Below are 19,838 nucleotides of genomic sequence, written 5' to 3' on the forward strand. Positions count from 1 at the left end.
GGGTTGTTGCGGTTACAGGTCGGGTGCGGGCGGTCAGCGGGTGCCGCTGACGATCACGGCGTCGTTCTCGCGGTCGCGGTTGACGACGGTGCGTACTCCGAACATCCCGCCGAGGGCCGCGATGACCGCGCCGAGCAGCAGGCCGACGAATCCCCACCACGAGCCCGCCTGCGCGGTGTCGGCGGCGTCCTCCGCGGTCTGCTGAGCGTCATCCAATGCCTCGTCTGCCTGGTCCTGGGCCTCTTCCTCGTCGACGTTGCCCTGCACGTCTTCGACGACCTGCGTCACATCGGTGCCGGAGAGGGCCTGGGTGGCGGAGCTGACCACGCCGCCGACGGCGCCGAGCAGGCTGGCGCTGAGCCAGACGGTGAGGGCGAGAGCGACGACGAGGGAGGTCGCCCAGGTCAGGAACCCGTGCAGCAGGCCGCTGCGAACGGCGAGGGCACCGGCGACGAAGCCGGCTGCGGCGAGAGCGATCGCCAGGGCGATCACGCTCCAGATGCCCGCACCCACGCCGGAGCCGCCGAGACCGATGCCCGCGGTGACCAGCGAGAGTAACACTGTCACCGCAAGAAACGTCACGACCCCGGCGATGATGGATCCCCACGAGACGTTCGCGGGGCGCCCGCGCCGCTCGGTGCCCACGAGCGATTCCTTCGCGGTGTCGTTCTCGATCGTGGCGGGGCGTGCTGACGTACTGTTCGGATTGTTCGATCTGTAGTTGGCCATGATTGCCTCCTGGATAGATGTCTCACGGCTGAGCCTGTCTGCAGGCTTACACCGTAAGCGGGACTAGCGTGAGCGTATCCGCACGGCTCACCGCGTGCGGTGGCCTTGCGTGGATGCGGGAGAGTGCGGTATGGAACAGCGCGTGAAGAAGAAGCCGGCAGCAACCTCGGCGCGTCGTCTGAGTCGTGAGCTGATCGTCGAGACCGCCCTGGCCCAGATCGACCGGTCCGGGGCGCAGGGACTGTCGATGAGGTCCTTGGCGCAGGAGCTCGGCGTCGAAGCGATGTCCTTGTATCGCTACGTGCACGGCAGAGAGGACCTGCTCGAGGGCGTCGTCGCACTGCTCATGGGCGATCTGACTTCGAGCCTGGACGAGGAGCTGGCCGAGCATTGGCAGGGGTTCCTGCAGACGGTCGCTCACCAGGTCCGCCGGATCGCGATCGAGCATCCGAAGGCGTTCCCGCTCGTTGCCACCCGCCACCCGGCCGCGCCGTGGCTGCGGCCGCCGCTGCGCAGCGTGGAGGTGGTCAACACGTTCCTCAGCGCCCTGCTCGGCCACGGGTTCACCGACGAGCAGGCCGTTGACGCCTACCGATCCTTCAGCAGCTTCCTGCTCGGTCAGCTGCTCCTCGAGTCCGCGGTCCGCGGCGCAGAGACAGGACCGGTCGAGGAACCGCTCGACGAAGGTGGCGCGACCATCCCGGAGGGCGACGGTCAACTCTCCTTGGAGGTCGCACCCGAGGTTCTTCGCCTGCGCCCCCTGCTGAGCCAGGACCGAAGCGACGAGGAGTTCGAAGTGTCCCTCGAGGTCCTGCTCGACCGCCTGAGCCAGCAGCTCTCCCAATGACGGCGTGCCAGTATCCGGGAATGCGATGAGCGGATGATCCGGGCTGGCGCCCTGCGGATACCGCGTCGTAGCATCCGGTGAGTCCGTTCGCTATGGAGGAGGCCGCAGGTGACGCAACACACCCTCGAGCTGGCAGAGGTCGACCTCGTCTACGACGTCCACGGGCCGCTGCCGACCGCGGATGGCCGGCCGCCGCTGGTGATGATCGGCCAGCCGATGGACGCGAGCGGGTTCCAGGCCCAGGTGAAGCTGTTCGAAGACCGCACGGTCGTGACCTACGACCCGCGCGGGCTCGGCCGGAGCACGCGCAAGGACGGTGGGGTCACGAACGAGCCGGAGACCCAGGCTGAGGACGTCCACGCGATCATCGAGGCACTGGGAGCCGGCCCGGTGGAGATGCTCGCCAGCAGCGGCGGCGCGGTGACCGCGCTCGCGTTGGTCGCGGCGCACCCGGACGACGTGTCGACGCTGGTCGCACACGAGCCGCCCATCGACTGTGTGCTGCCGGATGGGGAGGCCGTCCAGCTGGCCCGGGCGGCCTACACGCAGGTCTACCAGGACAAAGGCTGGGGCGCGGGGATGGCGGCATTCATCGCGATGACCTCGTGGGAGGGCGAGATCACCGACGAGTACCTCGCCCAGCCGGCGCCGGACCCGGCCGCGTTCGGGATGCCGAGCGAGGACGACGGCGGGCGCGAGGATCCGCTGCTGTCAGACCGGTCCTGGGCGGTGCCCCTCTACCAGCCGGATCTCGAGGCCCTGAAGGCGGCGCCGACACGGATCGTGGTGGCGGTCGGGGAGGAGTCGGTCAAGGTCTACACAGGTCGGACGGCGATCGCGCTGGCCGAACAGCTCGGCCAGAACGCGACGATCTTCCCCAGCCACCACGGCGGCTTCATGGGCGGCGAGTTCGGCTATGCCGGCCAGCCCGACGCATTCGCTGCAAAACTCCGCGAGGTGCTGGACCAGCCCTGAGACCTCGTCAGAGTGAACGGCTGAAGGTCACTCGGTGCTCGCCGGGTCCGTCGTAGTCGAGGTAGGCGAGCACGCCTTCGATCTCCGTGTCACCGCCCAGAGTGAACCCGAGCGCGCGGTGGAACGATTGCGAGCGCCGGTTGATGGGACCCGTGATGGCGTCGACTCTGGTGCATCCTCCTTCTCGCATCATCGCGAAGAATCGTTCGTAGAGATCTCGGGCGACTCCCCGCCGTTGCAGCCCGGGAGCCACGCCGACGAAATGGATATACGCGGTGTGCGGCCGGGATGCTGAACGGAACCCGATCAGAAACGCCGCGAGCTGTCCGCCGTCGTCTTCCACGAGGATGGACGTGTTCGCGAAGTGCTGGAAGAACAGTCGCGGGAGCAAGCGGCTCGGTGCAGCTTCGGGCGGCATCCCCCACCAGACGGGGATGGCTCCGACGACTCGGATGTGGTCGGACTCCTCCGGCCGACGGTGATGAAGAGCAGTCACAGCGGCGACACTACTCGCCGGCGACCATCCGATACACTGAGAGCCAACGCACGAGGACGGATCGGGCGCTAAATGCCCGGTCACGTATAGGTTCTTCGAGGTGGCAGCCTCGAGGTCCAGCCACCCGGCACTGGTCGGCAGGGATCTGACTCGTAGTGAATAGGTCAAGGGTTCGATTCCCTTAGGTGGCTCAGTGAATTCAACCTCGGACGTGATCGGCGCCATCGCCGAGATCTTCACGTGGATCGGCCTCGGCGGGGGAGTGCTTCTCGCGCTGACCGCTCTGATCGTGAAGCTGGCCGACGGCACCTGGCTGCCCGCCCGGGGCGTGGTCGAGCCCGATGGCGACGGTCACCTCGTCCGCTGGATCGATCAGGACGGCGAGATCGGCGAAGCGCCGCTCTCGCATGCGCAGCACACGTCACTGCACGGCGCCGACATGGCCGACATCTTCTACCGGGTCGGCCGCAGCGACCGGATGCGGCTGCACCGGGGCTCGCCGGCCGTGCGCTCGATCGGCCTGCTCGCGGTGGGCTTCGCCGCCCTCGGCCTGTTCGCGGCGGCGCTGTCGCTCGTTCTGCTCTTCCTCGAGGGCTGAGGCCCTCAGGCCACGGCGAAGAGACCACCGGCGGTCAGCGCGAGCACCAGACCCGCCCACTGCACCGGCGCAATGCGCTCCCGCAGCACCACCGCCGCCAAGAGGATCGTTCCGGCGGGGTACATGGCGGTCAGCACCGACATCACCGCCAATTCGCCCAGCCGCAGGCCGAACAGCAGCAGCGCATTAGCCGCGGCATCCAGCACCCCGCACAGCACCGCGATGGCGACAGCGCCACGAACAGCGGCGGGCGCGGCGACCGCGCTCTTGTCATGGGCGGGGCCACCGAGCGCTCCCCTGTAGGGGATGCCGGCGGCGGGCGACGCGAAGGGACCCGACACCCCGGGGCGCGCCCGCGCGACGAGCGCCATGAGAGCGATGACCGCCACCATCAGGGTGAGGTTCGCGGCCCGGCTGGCGATGAGCGGCACCAAGCCGCTGTCACCCGACGGCTGGTCGAGCGTGATCAGCAATGCTCCGATCGAGATCCCCGCGCCGATCGCCATCACCACCGCGCGGGCCGTCGGTCGCACGATTCTCTCTCCCGGGATGAAGCCGATCAGCACCACTGCGACGAGCGCTATGGCGATGCCCGCGTAGCCGAGGGCGCCGAGATCCTCACCCTCGACGAGAAGTCCCCACACCATGGGGGCGACGGCGGAGACGAGCGCCGTGAGCGGCGACAGGATGCTCATCGGGCCGATGGCGAGGCACGCGTAGAGCAGTGCGACGGAGACAGCGCCGAAGACGCCGGAGAGCACGCCCCACCCGGCGGCCTCAGCCGACCACGTGCCACCGACCACCGGCGCCGCCACCAGAAAGAGCGCCAGCCCGGTCGCTGCGGCGATGGCCGTGACGAGCACGGAACGCAGACGCCTGGCCGCCAGACCGCCGAAGAAATCGGCGCCCCCGTAGACGAGAGCACCGATCAGGCCAATCGCCACGGTGAACATCGTCGTCACAGCCTAAGGTGGCGTGCGGGATCCGATTTGCTAGATAAGCTAGCGATATGTCGCAGACTACTCGCCGGTCGCTTCGCCAGGCCGCCCCTCGGCCCATCTCGCGCTGGGTGCGTATCGGCATCCCGGTCCTGCTCATCCTGGTGTGGCTCGTCGGCGGATCCATCGGCGGGCCGTACTTCGGAAAGGTGGACGAAGTATCGACCAACGACCAGTCCTCCTTCCTCCCCGAGAGTGCGGATGCGACCAAGGTGGCCGATGTGCTGCCGGACTTCCTGGGCGCCGACAGCATCCCCGCCGTCGTGGTCGCGACCGGCGACGGAGAGCTCACCGACGCCCAGCTGAGCGATCTGCAGGGGCTCGCCGATGCTCTCGCGGACCTCGACGGCGTCAATGAGGGTGTGTCGCCGCCGATCGTCTCGGAGGACGGCGAAGCGGTGCAGATCTTCGTGCCGATCGACGCCGACGACTCGCGGGAGACCGTCGAGGCGGTGCGCGCGAGCGTGACCGACGTGCTTCCGGACGGGGTGGAGGTATGGGTCACGGGTCCCGCCGGCTTCACGGCCGATCTGGTCAAGGGCTTCACCGGCATCGACGGTCTGCTGCTCGGCGTTGCCCTCGGTGCCGTCTTCCTCATCCTCATCATCGTCTACCGCTCACCCCTGCTGCCGGTGCTCGTGCTGCTGACGTCTGTCTTCGCCCTCTGCGTCGCGCTGCTGACCGTGTGGTGGCTGGCGTACGCCGGCATCGTGGTACTGAACGGGCAGGTGCAGGGGATCCTGTTCATCCTCGTGATCGGCGCCGCGACGGACTACGCCCTGCTCTACGTCGCGCGCTTCAGGGAGGCGATCGGATCGGGCTTGGCGCGCTGGGATGCCACCAAGGCGGCCTGGCGCGGCGCCTTCGAGCCGATCATCGCGTCGGGCGGCACGGTGATCGCAGGTCTGCTGTGCCTGCTGCTCTCGGATCTCGCAACCAACCGCGCCCTCGGGCCCATAGCCTCCATCGGCATCACGTTCTCGGTGCTGGCCGCTCTGACCTTCCTTCCTGCGCTGCTCGCCGTCTTCGGCCGGGCGGCGTTCTGGCCGTTCGCGCCCAAGCCCGGCGACACGCGCCACGACATCCCCGACGACCTGACCGCCCCCGTCCGAGGGCTCTGGCCGAAGACGGCGCGCTTCATCGCGCGCCGGTCACGGGTGATCTGGATCCTCTCCACCGTGCTGCTGCTCGTGGCATCCGTCGGCGTCTTCCAGCTCAAGGCCGACGGCGTGTCCTCGAGCGACCTGGTGCTGGGGTACAGCGAGGCGCGCGATGGTCAGGAGGTGCTCGCCGAGCACTTCCCCGGTGGCTCGGGGAGTCCCGCGTACGTCGTGGTGGCGGAGGACGATCTTGCGGCGGCGGCGGATGTCGCGGCCGGCGTGAAGGGGATCGATGCGGTCGCGGTGGCGTCGGAGGACTCTCCGACCGGGCAGGCCACGGTCGAAGTCGACGGCGGCGAGGCCGTGCTGACGGTGCCGGGCCCTCCGGGGTCGGCCGCTCCAGAACCCACCGTGGTCGACGGTGAGGTGCTGCTGGTGCTCACCCTCGACGCGGCCGCGGACTCCGCCGAGGCGGAGGCGACCGTCGTCGACCTGCGCGACGACCTCGAGAGGGAGCTGGGGACGGGCGCCGCTCTGGTCGGCGGAGTCACCGCGGTGGCGATCGACACGAACGACACGTCCATCCGCGACCGCACCGTGATCATCCCGGTGGTGCTGCTCGTCATCCTGCTGATCCTGATGCTGCTGCTGCGGGCGATCCTCGCCCCGGTGCTGCTGATCCTCAGCGTGATCCTGTCGTTCGGCGCCGCGCTGGGCGTCAGTGCGCTGGTGTTCAACAACGTGCTGGGCTTCCCGGGTGCCGACCCCGCGGTGCCGCTGTACGGCTTCGTCTTCCTGGTTGCGCTGGGCATCGACTACAACATCTTCCTCATGACGAGGGTGCGTGAGGAGTCGCTCGTGCACGGCACGAGACCGGGCATTCTGCGGGGACTCGTCGCGACGGGCGGGGTGATCACGTCCGCGGGACTCGTGCTCGCGGCGACCTTCGCCGCGCTGGGGGTCATTCCCATCCTGTTCCTCGCGCAGTTGGCCTTCATCGTCGCCTTCGGTGTACTGCTCGACACGTTCCTCGTGCGGTCGCTGCTCGTGCCGGCCGTCTCCTACGACATCGGCAAGGCGATCTGGTGGCCGAGCGGGCTCTCTCGCACGGATGCGCAGGCGGCGCGTACCCTCGATTCATGACCAAGGCGCTGTTCATCGTCGACGTGCAGAACGACTTCACCGAGGGCGGAGCGCTCGCCGTGGAGGGCGGCGACGCGGTCGCCGAGCGCATCACCGAATTCGTGAGGGCCCACGCCGACGATTACGCGCTCGTCGTCGCATCGCGCGACTGGCACCACCCGGACCACGACAACGGCGGGCACTTCGCCGTCGAGGGCGAACCCGACTTCGTCGACACATGGCCCGCGCACTGCGTCGCCGGCACGCCGGGTGCGGAGTACGACCCGGGGCTCGACACGGCAGCCGTCACCCACCACGTGAAGAAGGGACAGGGTGTGCCGGCCTACTCGGTCTTCGAGGGCACGACGGATGACGGCCGCACCGTCGCCGAGCTGCTCGCCGAGCGCGGCATCCTCGACGTCGACATCGCCGGCATCGCGACGGACTACTGCGTGCGTGCCTCGGCGCTGGACGCCATCGAACATGGTCGGCGGGTGCGCATCCTCACCGATCTGGTGGCAGGAGTCGCACCGGCCTCCAGCGACGCGGCCCTCGCCGAGCTCGCCCATGCGGGAGCCGAACTCGCGGTCACGCAGCCGTAGATGAGCGCCCAGCCGGGGATGGATGCGGCGCCGGGAGCGAGCGCCGCCGAGGTGATCGGGCAGCTCGAGGCCGAGGCATCCGCCGATGAGAAGACCAAGATCCAGAAGCGCATCACGCGTCCCGACACCCGGGTGATCGGCGTGCGGATGGCAACGGTCTTCGCTATCGCCAAGGCGCACTCCCGCCTCGACCCGGCCGAGATCGACCGCCTGCTGGACTCCGAGCTCTACGAAGCGCGCCTCGCGGCCGTCAGCATCATGGACTTCCGGGTGCGCGAGAGAGGTGTCACCGACGAGCAGCGCCGGGAGCTGCACGACCTTTGGATGCGCCGGATCGACCGGATCGACTCCTGGGACCTGATCGACCGCTCGGCACCGCGCGTGGTCGGACTCTGGCTGATCGACAAGCCCCGCGACGAGCTGTTCGAGCTCGCCCACTCGAGCACATGGTGGCATCGGCGGGCCGCCATCACGGCGACCTTCCTGATCATCCGCTCCGGCGACACCGACGATGCCCTCGCCCTCTGCGAGCTGCTCGCCGCCGATCCGGAGCGCTTCGTCCAGACGAACGTCGGCGTGGCGCTGCGGGAGATCGGGCGGATCGATCGCTCCCGTCTCGAGGAGTTCCTCGCACGGCGGGGCGCGGATCTCTCCGCCGAGGCGCGCCGAACCGCGCGCTCGGCGCTCTGAGCCGCACGGGCGCCGCGCTGAGGGTTAATGCGGGAGCCTCCCACGATGCGGTGCACCGCCGTACCGTTGAGGGATGGACGGCCGCAGCGACATCCGCGAGTTCCTCGTCTCCCGGCGAGCGCGGCTGACCCCTCAGGCGGCCGGGTTGCCGGACTTCGGCGGCCGACGCCGGGTTCCCGGGCTGCGCCGGGAAGAGGTCGCGCTGCTGGCGGGGATGAGCGTCGAGTACTACGTGCGTCTGGAACGAGGCAACGCCAAGGGCGTCTCTCAGGCGGTGCTGGACGGAATCAGCCGGGCGCTGCAGCTCGATGACGCCGAGCACGCGCACCTGGGCGAACTGGTGCGGGCGGCCAATCCCGGCGTGCGTTCACCGCGCGGCAGCAGGTCGGCGCCGCAGCAGGTCTCGCCCGGGGTCCGGCGGCTGCTGGATGCCATGTCCGGGGTGCCGGCGATCGTGCAGAACGGACGGCTCGACATCCTCGCGGCCAACGCGCTCGCCGCTGCGCTCTTCTCAGACGTGGACCTGTCGCCGACGGCTGGGCCGAATTTCGCACGCTTCGTCTTCACTCAACCCTCCGCGCAGCGGTTCTACCGGGATTGGGAGGACGCCGCGCATCAGACCGTGGCCCTGCTCCGGGCCGAGACCGGGCGGGCGCCCTATGACCGCGTGCTGGCCCAGCTCGTCGACGAGCTGTCGGCCGAGAGTGCGGCGTTCCGGGTGATGTGGGCCGCACACGACGTGCGGGAGCATCGCACCGGGATCAAGCTCGTGCGCCACCCCGTCGTCGGGGACCTCGACCTCGCGTACGAGGGCATGCAGCTCAGCAACGACCGGGCTCTGCTGTTGATCGCGTACACCGCCGAGGCCGGCTCGCGCAGTCAGGACGGGCTGCAGATGCTCGCGAGCTGGACGGCGACCAACGAAGGAACTGAGCCGGTTCCGCGCTGATCCCGGGCGTTGCGGCCCCGTGGACGGCGTCGGCTCAGGGCACCTGTGCGAGCAGGTTCGGCGTCCCGTTCGCGCTCGTCACCTTGCCCCTCGCGGCATCCGCCTTCACGATGCCTGCGACGGTCGAGGGAGAGGCCGTGGGGTTCGCCTGCAGCACGAGCGCGGCGATCCCTGCGACGTGCGGGGACGCCATCGAGGTGCCCGAAATGGTCTTCGTGCCGCCGGAGAGCCAGGTGGAGGTGATGTCCTTGCCGGGGGCGAACAGGTCGACGCAGCCGCCGTAGTTCGAGAAGGACGCGCGCGCGTCGCTGCGGGTCGTGGCCGCCACGGTGAGCGCCGTCGCCGCAGAGGCGGGGGAGAAGTAGCAGGAGGAGAGGCTGTCGTTGCCCGCGGCGACAGCGATGGTGATGCCTCTGTCGGTCAGCCGCTTCACGGCGGCGTTGGTGGCGCGGCTGTAGACCCCGCCGAGGCTCATGTTCGCCACGGCGGGCCGCGTCGCGTTAGTGGCCACCCAGTCCATCCCCGCAATCACCCCGGAGGTGGATCCTGATCCGTTGCACCCCAGAACGCGGACGGCGATGAGCGAGACGGACTTGGCCACGCCATACGTGCTGCTGCCGACGGTGCCGGCGACGTGCGTGCCGTGACCGTTGCAGTCCTGCGTTCCGCGACCATCCTGGATCGCTGTGTATCCGCTCTTCACGCGACCGCCGAGGTTCGGGTGGGTGCTCTGGATGCCCGTGTCGATGATGTAGGCACGAACACCGGCGCCCGTCCCCGCCGGGGTGTAGCTGTCGTCCAGCGGCAGGCTCGGTTGATCGATCCGGTCAAGGCCCCAGGTCTCCTGCGTCGTCATGAGGGAGTCCGGTTCCACGAAGTCGACCAGCGGGCTCTGCCGTACGGCGGCGACCTGTGCCGGTGAGAGGTTGGCCGCGAATCCGCCCAGCGCCCCGAAGGTCTGGGTGACGACCCCGGCGGGCAGGACGCTCCCCAGCTTGGCGAGGATGGTGTCCACGTGAGCGCCGGACTTCAGCATCACGATGTAGCTGCCCTCGATCGCCCCTGCCGCAGTGGACGCGGGGACCGCCGCTGTGGCGGGGCTCGCGGCTGCAGAGGCGAGCGCCGTGAGGGTGATGATGGTCGAGCTCGCCAGCGCGAGCTTCCAGCGAGAGCGCGTCGAGTTCCGCATGGTCCGTCCGATCGTCAAGGGGGCTTGAACTGCTAGCGGCGGTGCGTCGCGGTGGACTGGTCCGACACCCAGCGCGAAGGTGATAGCCCGACGATAGGACGCCCGGCGAAGCGCGCGCGACCCTTTCCCTGAGGGTTTACGTGCTCTTAACACATGTGGTGGGCCCGGAGGGGCTCGAACCCTCGACCCGCGGATTAAAAGTCCGATGCTCTGCCAACTGAGCTACAGGCCCGATGCATCCAATCTACGGCAGGTGCGGAGCAAGCGAGAGCTGTGCCTCCGGCATCCTGCTACCTTCGCATCGTGCCACCCCAGAGCCCGGAGACCCTCGCCCACCTGCGCAGGGCGCGCGACCTGATCGACCGCGAGTACGCGGCGCCGCTCGACGTGCCGACGATGGCAAAGAAGGCCCTCATGTCGCCTGCGCACTTCTCGCGCGAATTCCGTGAGGCCTACGGAGAGACGCCCTACGCCTACCTGATGACACGGCGGGTGGAGCGCGCGATGGCGCTGCTGCGGGCCGGGTCCAGCGTGACGGATGCGTGCATCGCCGTGGGTGCGACCTCGCTCGGCTCGTTCAGCTCCCGGTTCACAGAGCTGGTGGGGGAGACGCCGAGCGCCTACCGCGCCCGGCCGCACGAGGCGACGGAGGCGATGCCCGCGTGTATCGCGAGGCTTCTCACTCGGCCCCTGCGGGTCACATCGAGCAGGATCGGAGAAGGCGCGGATCGCGGCGATGGCTAGCCTCGATGGCATGACCACCATCGCATTCCAGTACTGCCCGATCACCGTCGACGACGTCGACGCGGCGATCGCCTTCTACCGTGACGCGCTCGGCCTCGAAACGAGGGGCGACGTCGCCTCCGACGGATTCCGCTGGGTCACCCTGGGGTTCCCGACACAGCCGGGGCTCGAGATCGTGCTCTCAGAACCGGGTGCGGGGCGCTCGCCGGATGACGGAGAGGCCCTGCATCGCCTCCTGGCCAAGGGTTCACTCGGGCCCTACGTCTTCTCGACCGACGACCTCGACGCGACGTTCGAGCGTCTGATGGCCTCCGGCGGTGAGGTGCTGCAGGAGCCGATGGACCAGCCGTGGGGACCGAGGGACTGCGCGTTCCGCGATCCCGCCGGCAACATCATCCGCATCAATCAGGCCGCATAGGCGCGAAGAAGCCGCCGACGCATCAGCGCCGGCGGCTTCTTCCGCCCCCCAACCCGCGAGCTGTGTCCCCCTAGCTCGCGGGCGGCATGAGCACCGTGTCGATCAGGTACACGGTGGCGTTTGCAGTCTGGACCCCACCGCAGATGACTGCGGCCTGGCCGTTGACCATCAGGTCGTCTCCGCTGCCGGTGACCTCGAGGTCGGCACCGTTGACGGTGGTGTGCATACCGGCGATTTCATCCGGCACGATCTGGCCGGGGACGACGTGGTACGTGAGGATCGCCGAGAGCAGCGCGGTGTCGGTCTTCAGCGTCTCGATGGTCGCCGGGTCGATCTTCGCGAAGGCGTCGTCGACCGGCGCGAAGACGGTGAACTCGTCGCCGTTGAGCGTGTCGACCAGGTCGACCTCCGGGTTCAGCTGACCGGACACGGCCGCGGTGAGCGTCGTGAGGATCGGGTTGTTCGAGGCGGCCGTGGCCACCGGGTCCTGGGCCATGCCGGCGACAGAGCCGGCGCCATCGGGAACGGCCTCCGCGTAGCCGGCGCAGCCGGCGCCGACGAGGTTGGCGGCAGGGTCCATCTCCTCGGCCATCGGAGCTTCCGACTCCTCGGTGGCGGCCGGCGGAGCCGAGGACTCCTCGGTGGTGTTGCCGCTGGCCATGGGCGAGCAGGCGCTGAGCGCGATCGCCGCGGCGAAAGCGATGGGGCCGAGCAGATACAGCTTCTTGCGGGACATCTGGTCCTCCTTGGTGATGCGGCGCCGGAAGGCGTCGCAGATGCGAGCGGTGCTGTGGTCACCCGGAAGGCGGCCTACACAGGGTCTTCGGGACGGCTCGGGAATCGGATTGGAGAATTCGGGATCGGATTTCGGAGAGCGACACCGGATGCCGCGGCAGCACCGCTCGCGGCGGCGACGGCGGGTGTGCGAGACGCCCACCCGCCGGCCCGCGGCCTGCCCGGACGAGGCGTGATCGGCCGGGTCGCGCGCGCGTGGGCGCCCGCGTGGGGCATGCTGGAGTCGATGGTTATCGACGGCTTCGAGGTGCCCGGCGACGGGAGTGGTGCTGTCGACCACGCCGGCGTGCTGCTCGAGCGCGTGGCGGCCGGAGACCGCGCAGCATTCAGCGACCTGTACGACATGCTGTCGCCGCGAGCCTTCGGTCTCATCCTGCGCGTGCTGGTCGATCGATCGCAGAGCGAGGAAGTGCTCCAGGAAGTCTTCCTCGAAGTGTGGCAATCCGCGGCGCGCTTCGCTCCGAATAGGGGTCAGGGAAGATCTTGGGTTCTCACGATCGCCCACCGCAGAGCCGTCGATCGAGTGCGCGCCGCCCAGGCGAGCACCGATCGCGACTACCGGGTGGGCATTCGTGACACGGAGGTGGCTCACGATTCCGTCGCCGAGGAGGCGCAATTGCGCATCGAAGGCGAAGAGGTCGCGAAGGCACTCACGGCCCTGCCCGAGCTGCAGCGCGAAGCCATCGTGCTCGCATATTTCGGGGGTTACAGTCAGAGCGAGATCGCGGCGCTGATCGGGGCGCCGCTGGGGACGGTCAAGACCAGGATGCGGGATGGGCTGAGCCGATTGAGGGTGGAGATGGGGGTGACGACATGAACCAGAGAGAGTTCGCAGAGCTTGCGGCCGGACACGCGCTCGGTGCGCTGAGCGCCGACGATGAGCGCAGTTTCGAGGCCGCACTTGTCGCGCACCCCGAGTGGGCCGCGGTCGCGGAGAGCGATCTGGCCGTCGTCGCCCGGCTCGCCGACATGGTGGACGAGGTGCCGCCCCCGCAGGCGGTGAAGACCGCGCTCTTCGCCCGGCTCGACGCTGCGCCCGATGGCGTGGGTGGAGCGGGTGCGGTCGGTGCGACGCGTGCCGCGGCCGGCACGGGTGCCGCCGACGTCACGGGTTCCGCAGACGTCATGGGTGCCTCGGATGTCGCGGATGCCCTGCCACCGGCGCATGCCGCGGATTCGGCTACCGCTGCCCGACCGGATGTCGGTGCGCGCCCAGACGCCTCCTCTCGACGCGCCACGCGGGAGACCCCTCGGCGCGGCGGTCGCGCGGCGCGCACGTGGTTCGCGCTCGCGGCATCCATCGCCCTGCTGCTCGGAGTCGGTGTCGGCGTCACCAGTCTCGTCCAGAGCCTCACGCGGCCGGCATCCGTCGTGGCCCTCGAACGCATCGAGGACGCGCCGGACGCCCAGACCGCCGAGGCGCAGATCGAGGGCGGCGGCGAAGCCACGCTGCACTGGTCGCCCTCACTGGGCGAGGCCGTGCTCGTATCGGACGGTCTGCCGACCTTGGCCGGCGATCAGACCTTCGAGCTCTGGTACGTGCGAGGCGATACTGCGATCTCGGCGGGCACGTTCGATGCGTCATCCGCCTCGACGACGGCCGTGCTGGAACCCGGCATCCAACCCGGCGACGCCGTGGCGATGACCGTAGAGCCGGCGGGTGGGTCGCCGACCGGCGCGCCCACCACCGATCCCATCGTGGTGATCTCCACGGCCTGAGCGGCCCGGGCCCCGTTAGCCTGGAAGGGTGAGCGACGCCTTCCACAAGCCCGTGCGGCGACCCAGCGAACTCTTCGATCGTCTCTTCGGGAGTGAGGACCCCGCGGAGGTGTCCCGCGTGGCGCATCAGACCGCACAGGCCCTCATGGCTCGGGTGCGGGAGGAACCCGAGGGTGAGGTGATCGACCGGCTCGTGGCCTTCACCGACGAGCATGGCATCGACACCATCGCGGAGCTGTGGTCTCGGTCGCCTGCCAAGACGCTCCCCGGCACGCTGTGGCGGATCTACCTGCTGCAGCTGATGATCCACGCCGACCCCGCCACCGCGAGCCTGCTCTACGAACGGGGGCGCGCAGAGCTCGGGTCGGTCGACGCCGTCGTGGCCGGCGCCCCGTCGCCCGCAGGGCCCGAGGAGCTGATCGCACTGAGCGACACGATCCTCCGAGGCGTGTTCGAGGGCGACTTCGCGGTGGCGCTCGACCGCGCCGCCTCCTTCTGCCGGGTGCAGGCATCCGGGGCCACGCATCTCGCCGACGACTACGAGTTCACCGAGACCGAGCGCGCCAGCGCCCTCACGACGCGGGCGCTGCGCCTGTCCACGTACGCGGGCGACCTCGATGGGGCGGCGCGCCTGTGGCGCACCGGCTCACTGCTCTGAGCTCGGGGATTCGGACCGATCGGAATACCCGTCCGGCGGCATCCGTTACAATCGAATAGCCGGGCCGCAGTAACCCCGGGCTCCAATACTTGCCGCTGTGAGCGGCCTCGCGCCGAGAGGCGTTCTGCGGCCCGGCACCTTTGTGCCGGAACGCCTCTCCGAAAAGGGCACAGAGGCGTTCTGCGGCCCGGCACTTTTGTGCCCGGAACGCCTCTCCGAAAAGGGCACAGAGGCGTTCTGCGGCCCGGCACTTTCGTGCCCGGAACGCCTCTCCGAAAAGGGCACAGAGGCGTTCTGCGGCCCGGCTCTTTTGTGCCCGGATAGGCTCGGTTTCATGACCTGGCGTTTCGCGCTCATGATCGAACCAGCCGCATCCGATGACACCCGCGAGGATTTCGGCGCCACCTTCCAGCGCGTCGACCCCTCCGCGCCCGCGCTCAGCGTCGGCGAGCTCAGCACGCAGCGCGGCGACGGGATCTTCGAGTCGATCGGTGTCGTCGGCGGTCACGCGCAAGAGGTGCAGGCGCACCTCGACCGGCTGGTGCACTCGGCCCGGCTGTGCGATCTGCCAGAGCCGAACCTCGCCCAGTGGCGAGCGGCGATCGAGGTCGGCGCGGCGTCGTGCGAGCCGGGTGAGTCGGTCATCAAGCTCATCCTGAGCCGGGGCGTCGAGCATGGTCCGGCACCGACGGCGTGGGTGACGGCGGCGCACGCTGCGGATTTCCGGGCTGTGCGCGAGCGGGGCATCCGCGTCGTGACCCTCGATCGGGGACTCGACAGCGGAGCGGCCGCGCGGGCTCCGTGGCTGCTGCTCGGCGCCAAGACGCTGTCATACGCCGTCAACATGGCGGCGATCCGGGAGGCGAAGCGCCGGGGGGCGGATGACGCGATCTTCGTCTCCTCGGACGGCATCGTGTTCGAGGCCCCGACCGCCTCGGTGATCCTGCGCATCGGCGACCGCTTCGTCACGCCGGAACCGAGCGGATCGATCCTGCAGGGGACGACCCAGGTCAGCCTGTTCGAGTTCCTCGAGGGCCGTGGCTTCGAGACGGCGTACGAGGCCGTGCCCGCCGCGTCGCTCTTGACGGCGGATGCCGCGTGGCTCGTGTCCAGCGTGCGACTCGCCGCCCCGATCACGGCGATCGACGGCGCCCCTGTCGCCCACGATGCGGAATTGACCGGCGAGATCAACGCCTACCTGCTGTCGCCCAGGGACTGAGTCGGCCGGCGGGCTCGCCGAGCACCGCACACGGGCGGGGCTCGGCGAGCACAACGGCGGGGATCCGTCGCGACACGCCCGCCCGGCGCATCCGTGATGGGTGTGTCGCCTAGGATCCCCGCCGCTGTGCCGCCGACACGGTCGGCGGAGTCCCCTGAGAGCCGCCGTCCGCGCGAGAATGGTGCACCCGACAGCCGCTGCCAGCACAACGGCGGGGATCCCTTGGGACACGCCGGCTCGGGCATCCGTGCTCGGAGTGTCGCGCACAATCCCCGCCGTTGTGCTGCCGACACGGTCGGTGGAGTCCCCTGAGAGCCGCCGTCCGCGCGAGAATGGTGCACCCGACGGCCGCTGCCGGCACAACGGCGGGGATCCGTCGCGACACGCCCGCCCGGCGCATCCGTGATGCGTGTGTCGCCTACGATCCCCGCCGCTGTGCTGCCAACCGGGTCAGCAGAGTCCCTGGGAACGGCCGTCCGCACGAGAATGGTGCACCCGACGGCCGCTGCCAGCACAACGGCGGGGATCCCTAGGGACACGCCGGCTCGGGCATCCGTGATGGGTGTGTCGCCTACGATCCCCGCCGTTGTGCTGCCAACCGGGTCAGCAGAGTCCCTGGGAACGGCCGTCCGCGCGAGAATGGTTCACCCGACGGCCGCTGCCAGCACAACGGCGGGGATCCCTCGGGACACGCCGGCCCTCGGCATCCGTGCTCGGAGTGTCGCGCACAATCCCCGCCGCTGTGCCGCCGACACGGTCGGCGGAGTCTCCTGAGAGCCGCCGTCCGCGCGAGAATGGTGCACCCGACGGCCGCTGCGAGCACAACGGCGGGGATCCGTCGCGACACGCCCGCCCGGCGCAGCCGTGAACGGCGTGTCGCGCACAATCCCCGCCGCTGTGCCGCGAACGCCCTCAGCGGAGGTGCCGAGAGGCCGCAATCTGGGCGAGGATCGCGCGCTCGACGAGGTCCCAGTCGTGTACGACCATGGCGTAGTCGAAACGCAGCGTCACGTAGTCCCACGCGGCGGCGTTGGCGTCGCGCACCAGGTCCTTGTGTCGGAGGGACGTGCCATCGGGTTGCAGCGCCGACTCGTCGTGGTTGGCCCTCCCATCGACCTCGAGGAGGAGCCGCTCGCCGACGAGGAAGTCGACACGGCCAACGCCCGCGATCTCGACCTGCGTCCGGACCGAGAAGCCGTATCGGCGCAGCCGCCAGCGCAAGAGCGACTCGAGGCCGCTGTCGGAGTTCGACCGAGCGAACGCGATGGCGTCCCGCCCGGCATCGTTCGTCTGGCTGCGCAGCCAGGCGAGGGCCGCCTTCGTGAGGCGCCGCTGGCGCAGGGCGGACTCGAGAGCGACGAAGAACGACTCGACGCCCCGGCATCCGAGAATCTGTCGGAGCACCCGGGGGAGCGACGGAGGGGCGAACGGGTCCGCTCGCGCTCCGTCATCCCAGTGCTCCATACACAGGCACGACGGGTGCGGATGCCGGTGTCCTGTGCCGCGCATCCACACATGCACCTCGGACTCGGGCTCGATCACCCACAGTCCGAGATGGCGCGCGGCGGACACACAGGCCAGCGGACCGCCGTGTCGTGCCGCGTCGAGAACGTAGCCGCATGCCCCGGAGGCCGCGTACACCCCTCGCCGGAGCCACAGCATCCGCCCCTCATCGACAGCGGTCGCGATCGCCGTCCGGCTCGTCCCGGTCGCCCGAAGCCGGCCGTACGTCTGGATGGGCTCAGGCGATAGGCACACGTCAGATCGTGCGTCGCGTCGCTTGTCCGCCGGCCCGAAAGAGGTGATCTGTGGATCACGGAGCCGTGGAGGTGCTCAGTGGAGGGGCGTCAAGAGGCGGCTCGGGAGTCTTTGCCCGGACGCCTCCTGCCCCTCGGAGCACAACTGCGGGGATCCTCGGCGACACGCCGGGAGTGGATGCCGCGCGACGGCGTGTCGCGGGCGATCCCCGCCGTTGTGCCCGCAGGACCTCCAGCGGCGCCGCAGGCGCCCGACCCGACCGCCCGAACCCCGACCCGACCGCCCGAACCCCGACCCGACCGCCCGAACCCCGGCCCCGCCCCGAACCTGCCTACCCGAACCGGCCGGAGACGTAGTCCTCGGTCGCCTGCACCGACGGCGTCGTGAAGATCGCACGCGTGTCGTTGTACTCGATGAGCTTGCCAGGCTTGCCGGTGCCCGCGATGTTGAAGAACGCGGTCTTGTCGCTGACGCGGGATGCCTGCTGCATGTTGTGCGTCACGATGACGATCGTGTAGTCCTTCTTGAGCTCGCCGATCAGCTCCTCGATCGCGTACGTCGAGATCGGGTCGAGGGCCGAGCACGGCTCGTCCATCAGCAGCACCTCGGGCGAGACGGCGATCGCGCGGGCGATGCACAGGCGCTGCTGCTGGCCGCCCGAGAGTCCGGAGCCGGGGCGGTCGAGGCGGTCCTTGACCTCGTTCCACAGGTTCGCGCCTCGCAGTGACTTCTCGACGAGCGCATCCGCGTCGCTCCTGGAGATCCGGCTGTTGTTGAGCTTCACACCAGCCAGCACGTTCTCGCGGATCGACATGGTCGGGAACGGGTTCGGCCTCTGGAACACCATGCCGACCTGACGACGAACCAGCACCGGGTCCACCCCGGGGCCGTACAGGTCGCTGCCGTCCAACAGCACCTCGCCCTCCACGCGCGCTCCGGGGATGACCTCGTGCATGCGGTTGAGGGTGCGCAGGAAGGTGGACTTGCCGCAGCCGGATGGGCCGATGAACGCGGTGACGCTGCGGGGATCGATCTCGAGCCCGACGCCTTCGACGGCGAGGAAGTCGCCGTAGTAGACGTTCAGGTCGTTCACTTCGATGCTCTTGGACACGGTGCTCTTTCTTTCCTTGTCAGCGACCGGTCTTCGGCGAGAAGACCTTGGCGACGATGCGCGCGATGAGGTTCAGCAGCATCACGATGATGATGAGGGTGAGGGCGGCGGCCCACGCCCGGTCGAGGTACGCGGAGGCCGGGATGCCCTGATTCGCATACTGGGTGTACGTGAAGACCGGCAGGGTCTGCATCCGGCCGGAGAAGAGGTCGTAGTTGACGGATGCCGTGAAGCCGGCCGTGATGAGGAGCGGCGCTGTCTCGCCGATGACGCGGGAGATGGAGAGCATGATGCCCGTCGTGATGCCGGCGATGGATGTCGGGAGCACGACCTTCACCACGGTCAGCCACTTCGGCACGCCGAGGGCCAGGGATGCCTCCCGCAGCTCGTTCGGCACCAGCTTGAGCATCTCCTCGCTGGAGCGCACCACCACCGGGATCATCAGCACGGCCAGGGCGACCGATCCCATGAAGCCCATCCGGATGCCCGGTCCGAAGAAGAGCGCGAAGAGCGCGTAGGCGAAGAGGCCGGCGACGATGGACGGGATGCCGGTCATGACGTCCACGAGGAAGGTGATTCCGCGCGCCAGCGCTCCACGGCCGTACTCCACCAGATAGATCGCGGTGAAGAGCCCGATCGGGATGGAGATCACGGCGGCGGCGAAGGTGATCAGCAGTGTGCCGATGATCGCGTGGAGTGCGCCACCGCCCTCGCCCACCACATTGCGCATCGAGTTGGTGAAGAACATCACATCGAAGCGATTGATGCCGTAGGTGATCACCGTGTAGGCCACAGAGATGAGCGGCACCATCGCGATGAGGAACGCTCCGGTCACGAGGCCGGTGACGAACCGGTCGGTCGCCCGGCGGCGGCCCTCGACGATGGCCGAGATGACGCCGATCAGCAGCAGGTAAAGCAGCGCCGATACGACGAGCCAGCCGCCGTAGTTCAGGCCGGCGTCGCCGGCGACGGCCATCGTTCCGAAGAGAGCGAGCGAGATGGCGAGGCTCGCGGCGAGCAGGCCCCAGGGCGCCCAGACGGCGAGGTGACCGGCGGTGATGCTCCGGTGCGAGGACTCGGTGCTGGCCGGCGCGGGAGCGGGAGTGGCGGTGATCGTCATG

21 protein-coding genes and 1 tRNA gene are annotated in these 19,838 nt (G+C 69.3%); 13 read left to right on the plus strand and 9 right to left on the minus strand.

Annotation, left to right across the window (positions count from 1 at the left end):
* Window positions 1-33 precede the first annotated feature (33 nt).
* On the minus strand, window positions 34-729 hold the full coding sequence (locus tag ACLQ2Q_RS12680; protein WP_425820820.1) for a hypothetical protein: 696 nt from the start codon (window positions 727-729) through the stop codon (window positions 34-36).
* A gap of 130 nt (window positions 730-859) precedes the next feature.
* Here ACLQ2Q_RS12680 and ACLQ2Q_RS12685 point away from each other — a divergent pair, with 130 nt between their 5' ends.
* Together ACLQ2Q_RS12685 and ACLQ2Q_RS12690 are read left to right on the plus strand one after the other, a co-directional pair.
* Window positions 860-1,576 (plus strand): TetR/AcrR family transcriptional regulator C-terminal domain-containing protein, encoded by a 717-nt coding sequence (locus ACLQ2Q_RS12685; RefSeq protein ID WP_425820821.1) that lies wholly within the window; start codon window positions 860-862, stop codon window positions 1,574-1,576.
* A 108-nt stretch (window positions 1,577-1,684) separates the two neighbouring features.
* On the plus strand, window positions 1,685-2,551 hold the full coding sequence (locus ACLQ2Q_RS12690) for an alpha/beta fold hydrolase (RefSeq protein WP_425820822.1): 867 nt from the start codon (window positions 1,685-1,687) through the stop codon (window positions 2,549-2,551).
* 7 nt (window positions 2,552-2,558) lie between these two features.
* Here ACLQ2Q_RS12690 and ACLQ2Q_RS12695 read toward each other — a convergent pair whose 3' ends face one another.
* The gene (locus tag ACLQ2Q_RS12695; RefSeq protein WP_425820823.1) at window positions 2,559-3,047 is read right to left on the minus strand and encodes a GNAT family N-acetyltransferase; all 489 of its coding nucleotides are present in this window, start codon (window positions 3,045-3,047) and stop codon (window positions 2,559-2,561) included.
* A 193-nt stretch (window positions 3,048-3,240) separates the two neighbouring features.
* On the opposite strand from ACLQ2Q_RS12695, the gene ACLQ2Q_RS12700 reads away from it, so the two are divergent.
* Window positions 3,241-3,645: a hypothetical protein gene (locus ACLQ2Q_RS12700; protein WP_425820824.1), complete on the plus strand. Its 405-nt coding sequence runs from the start codon at window positions 3,241-3,243 to the stop codon at window positions 3,643-3,645.
* Window positions 3,646-3,650: 5 nt separating this feature from the next.
* Here ACLQ2Q_RS12700 and ACLQ2Q_RS12705 read toward each other — a convergent pair whose 3' ends face one another.
* Window positions 3,651-4,598 (minus strand): EamA family transporter, encoded by a 948-nt coding sequence (locus ACLQ2Q_RS12705; RefSeq protein WP_425821066.1) that lies wholly within the window; start codon window positions 4,596-4,598, stop codon window positions 3,651-3,653.
* Between the two features lie 56 nt (window positions 4,599-4,654).
* Here ACLQ2Q_RS12705 and ACLQ2Q_RS12710 point away from each other — a divergent pair, with 56 nt between their 5' ends.
* The 4 genes from ACLQ2Q_RS12710 to ACLQ2Q_RS12725 all read left to right on the plus strand — a co-directional run bounded on the left by ACLQ2Q_RS12710 (window position 4,655) and on the right by ACLQ2Q_RS12725 (window position 9,106).
* Window positions 4,655-6,886 carry an MMPL family transporter gene (locus tag ACLQ2Q_RS12710; protein ID WP_425820825.1) on the plus strand — a complete coding sequence of 744 codons (2,232 nt, stop codon included), beginning with the start codon at window positions 4,655-4,657 and terminating at the stop codon, window positions 6,884-6,886.
* The gene (locus ACLQ2Q_RS12715; protein WP_425820826.1) at window positions 6,883-7,467 is read left to right on the plus strand and encodes an isochorismatase family protein; all 585 of its coding nucleotides are present in this window, start codon (window positions 6,883-6,885) and stop codon (window positions 7,465-7,467) included. Before ACLQ2Q_RS12710 ends, ACLQ2Q_RS12715 begins: the two co-directional genes overlap by 4 nt.
* Entirely contained in the window at window positions 7,468-8,157 is a 690-nt protein-coding gene (locus ACLQ2Q_RS12720) for a DNA alkylation repair protein (protein ID WP_425820827.1), read from the plus strand. It abuts the gene before it with no gap.
* Between the two features lie 73 nt (window positions 8,158-8,230).
* Window positions 8,231-9,106, plus strand: a complete 876-nt coding sequence (locus ACLQ2Q_RS12725) for a helix-turn-helix domain-containing protein (RefSeq protein WP_425820828.1) — start codon at window positions 8,231-8,233, stop codon at window positions 9,104-9,106.
* Window positions 9,107-9,140: 34 nt separating this feature from the next.
* Here ACLQ2Q_RS12725 and ACLQ2Q_RS12730 read toward each other — a convergent pair whose 3' ends face one another.
* Together ACLQ2Q_RS12730 and ACLQ2Q_RS12735 are read right to left on the minus strand one after the other, a co-directional pair.
* Entirely contained in the window at window positions 9,141-10,295 is a 1,155-nt protein-coding gene (locus ACLQ2Q_RS12730) for a S8 family peptidase (protein WP_425820829.1), read from the minus strand.
* Between the two features lie 156 nt (window positions 10,296-10,451).
* Window positions 10,452-10,527, minus strand: a tRNA-Lys gene (locus tag ACLQ2Q_RS12735).
* Between the two features lie 71 nt (window positions 10,528-10,598).
* Between ACLQ2Q_RS12735 and ACLQ2Q_RS12740 the strand changes: the two genes are divergently transcribed.
* Window positions 10,599-11,039: a helix-turn-helix transcriptional regulator gene (locus tag ACLQ2Q_RS12740; RefSeq protein ID WP_425820830.1), complete on the plus strand. Its 441-nt coding sequence runs from the start codon at window positions 10,599-10,601 to the stop codon at window positions 11,037-11,039.
* A gap of 10 nt (window positions 11,040-11,049) precedes the next feature.
* Window positions 11,050-11,457 carry a VOC family protein gene (locus ACLQ2Q_RS12745; RefSeq protein ID WP_425820831.1) on the plus strand — a complete coding sequence of 136 codons (408 nt, stop codon included), beginning with the start codon at window positions 11,050-11,052 and terminating at the stop codon, window positions 11,455-11,457.
* Between the two features lie 70 nt (window positions 11,458-11,527).
* Here ACLQ2Q_RS12745 and ACLQ2Q_RS12750 read toward each other — a convergent pair whose 3' ends face one another.
* Window positions 11,528-12,193, minus strand: coding sequence for a fasciclin domain-containing protein (locus tag ACLQ2Q_RS12750; RefSeq protein WP_425820832.1), 666 nt, complete (start codon window positions 12,191-12,193; stop codon window positions 11,528-11,530).
* A gap of 273 nt (window positions 12,194-12,466) precedes the next feature.
* Here ACLQ2Q_RS12750 and sigK point away from each other — a divergent pair, with 273 nt between their 5' ends.
* The 4 genes from sigK (at window position 12,467) to ACLQ2Q_RS12770 (ending at window position 15,848) form a co-directional block, all read left to right on the plus strand.
* Window positions 12,467-13,069, plus strand: coding sequence for an ECF RNA polymerase sigma factor SigK (gene sigK / locus ACLQ2Q_RS12755; RefSeq protein WP_425821067.1), 603 nt, complete (start codon window positions 12,467-12,469; stop codon window positions 13,067-13,069).
* Complete coding sequence (locus ACLQ2Q_RS12760) at window positions 13,066-13,971, plus strand: anti-sigma factor domain-containing protein (RefSeq protein WP_425820833.1); 906 nt, start codon at window positions 13,066-13,068, stop codon at window positions 13,969-13,971. The genes sigK and ACLQ2Q_RS12760 overlap by 4 nt, the downstream gene beginning before the upstream one ends.
* Window positions 13,972-13,999: 28 nt before the next feature.
* On the plus strand, window positions 14,000-14,629 hold the full coding sequence (locus ACLQ2Q_RS12765) for a DNA-directed RNA polymerase subunit beta (protein WP_425820834.1): 630 nt from the start codon (window positions 14,000-14,002) through the stop codon (window positions 14,627-14,629).
* A 334-nt stretch (window positions 14,630-14,963) separates the two neighbouring features.
* Window positions 14,964-15,848 (plus strand): aminodeoxychorismate lyase, encoded by an 885-nt coding sequence (locus ACLQ2Q_RS12770; protein WP_425820835.1) that lies wholly within the window; start codon window positions 14,964-14,966, stop codon window positions 15,846-15,848.
* A gap of 912 nt (window positions 15,849-16,760) precedes the next feature.
* On the opposite strand, the gene ACLQ2Q_RS12775 is transcribed toward ACLQ2Q_RS12770, so the two are convergent.
* The 3 genes from ACLQ2Q_RS12775 to pstA form a co-directional block, all read right to left on the minus strand.
* On the minus strand, window positions 16,761-17,510 hold the full coding sequence (locus ACLQ2Q_RS12775) for an endonuclease domain-containing protein (RefSeq protein ID WP_425820836.1): 750 nt from the start codon (window positions 17,508-17,510) through the stop codon (window positions 16,761-16,763).
* A 427-nt stretch (window positions 17,511-17,937) separates the two neighbouring features.
* Window positions 17,938-18,717, minus strand: a complete 780-nt coding sequence (gene pstB, locus ACLQ2Q_RS12780) for a phosphate ABC transporter ATP-binding protein PstB (RefSeq protein ID WP_425820837.1) — start codon at window positions 18,715-18,717, stop codon at window positions 17,938-17,940.
* Window positions 18,718-18,736: 19 nt separating this feature from the next.
* Window positions 18,737-19,837 carry a phosphate ABC transporter permease PstA gene (gene pstA / locus ACLQ2Q_RS12785; protein ID WP_425820838.1) on the minus strand — a complete coding sequence of 367 codons (1,101 nt, stop codon included), beginning with the start codon at window positions 19,835-19,837 and terminating at the stop codon, window positions 18,737-18,739.
* Window position 19,838: the final 1 nt, after the last annotated feature.

The organism is Microbacterium sp. DT81.1, from assembly GCF_049844955.1.
Taxonomy (GTDB): Bacteria; Actinomycetota; Actinomycetes; order Actinomycetales; family Microbacteriaceae; genus Microbacterium.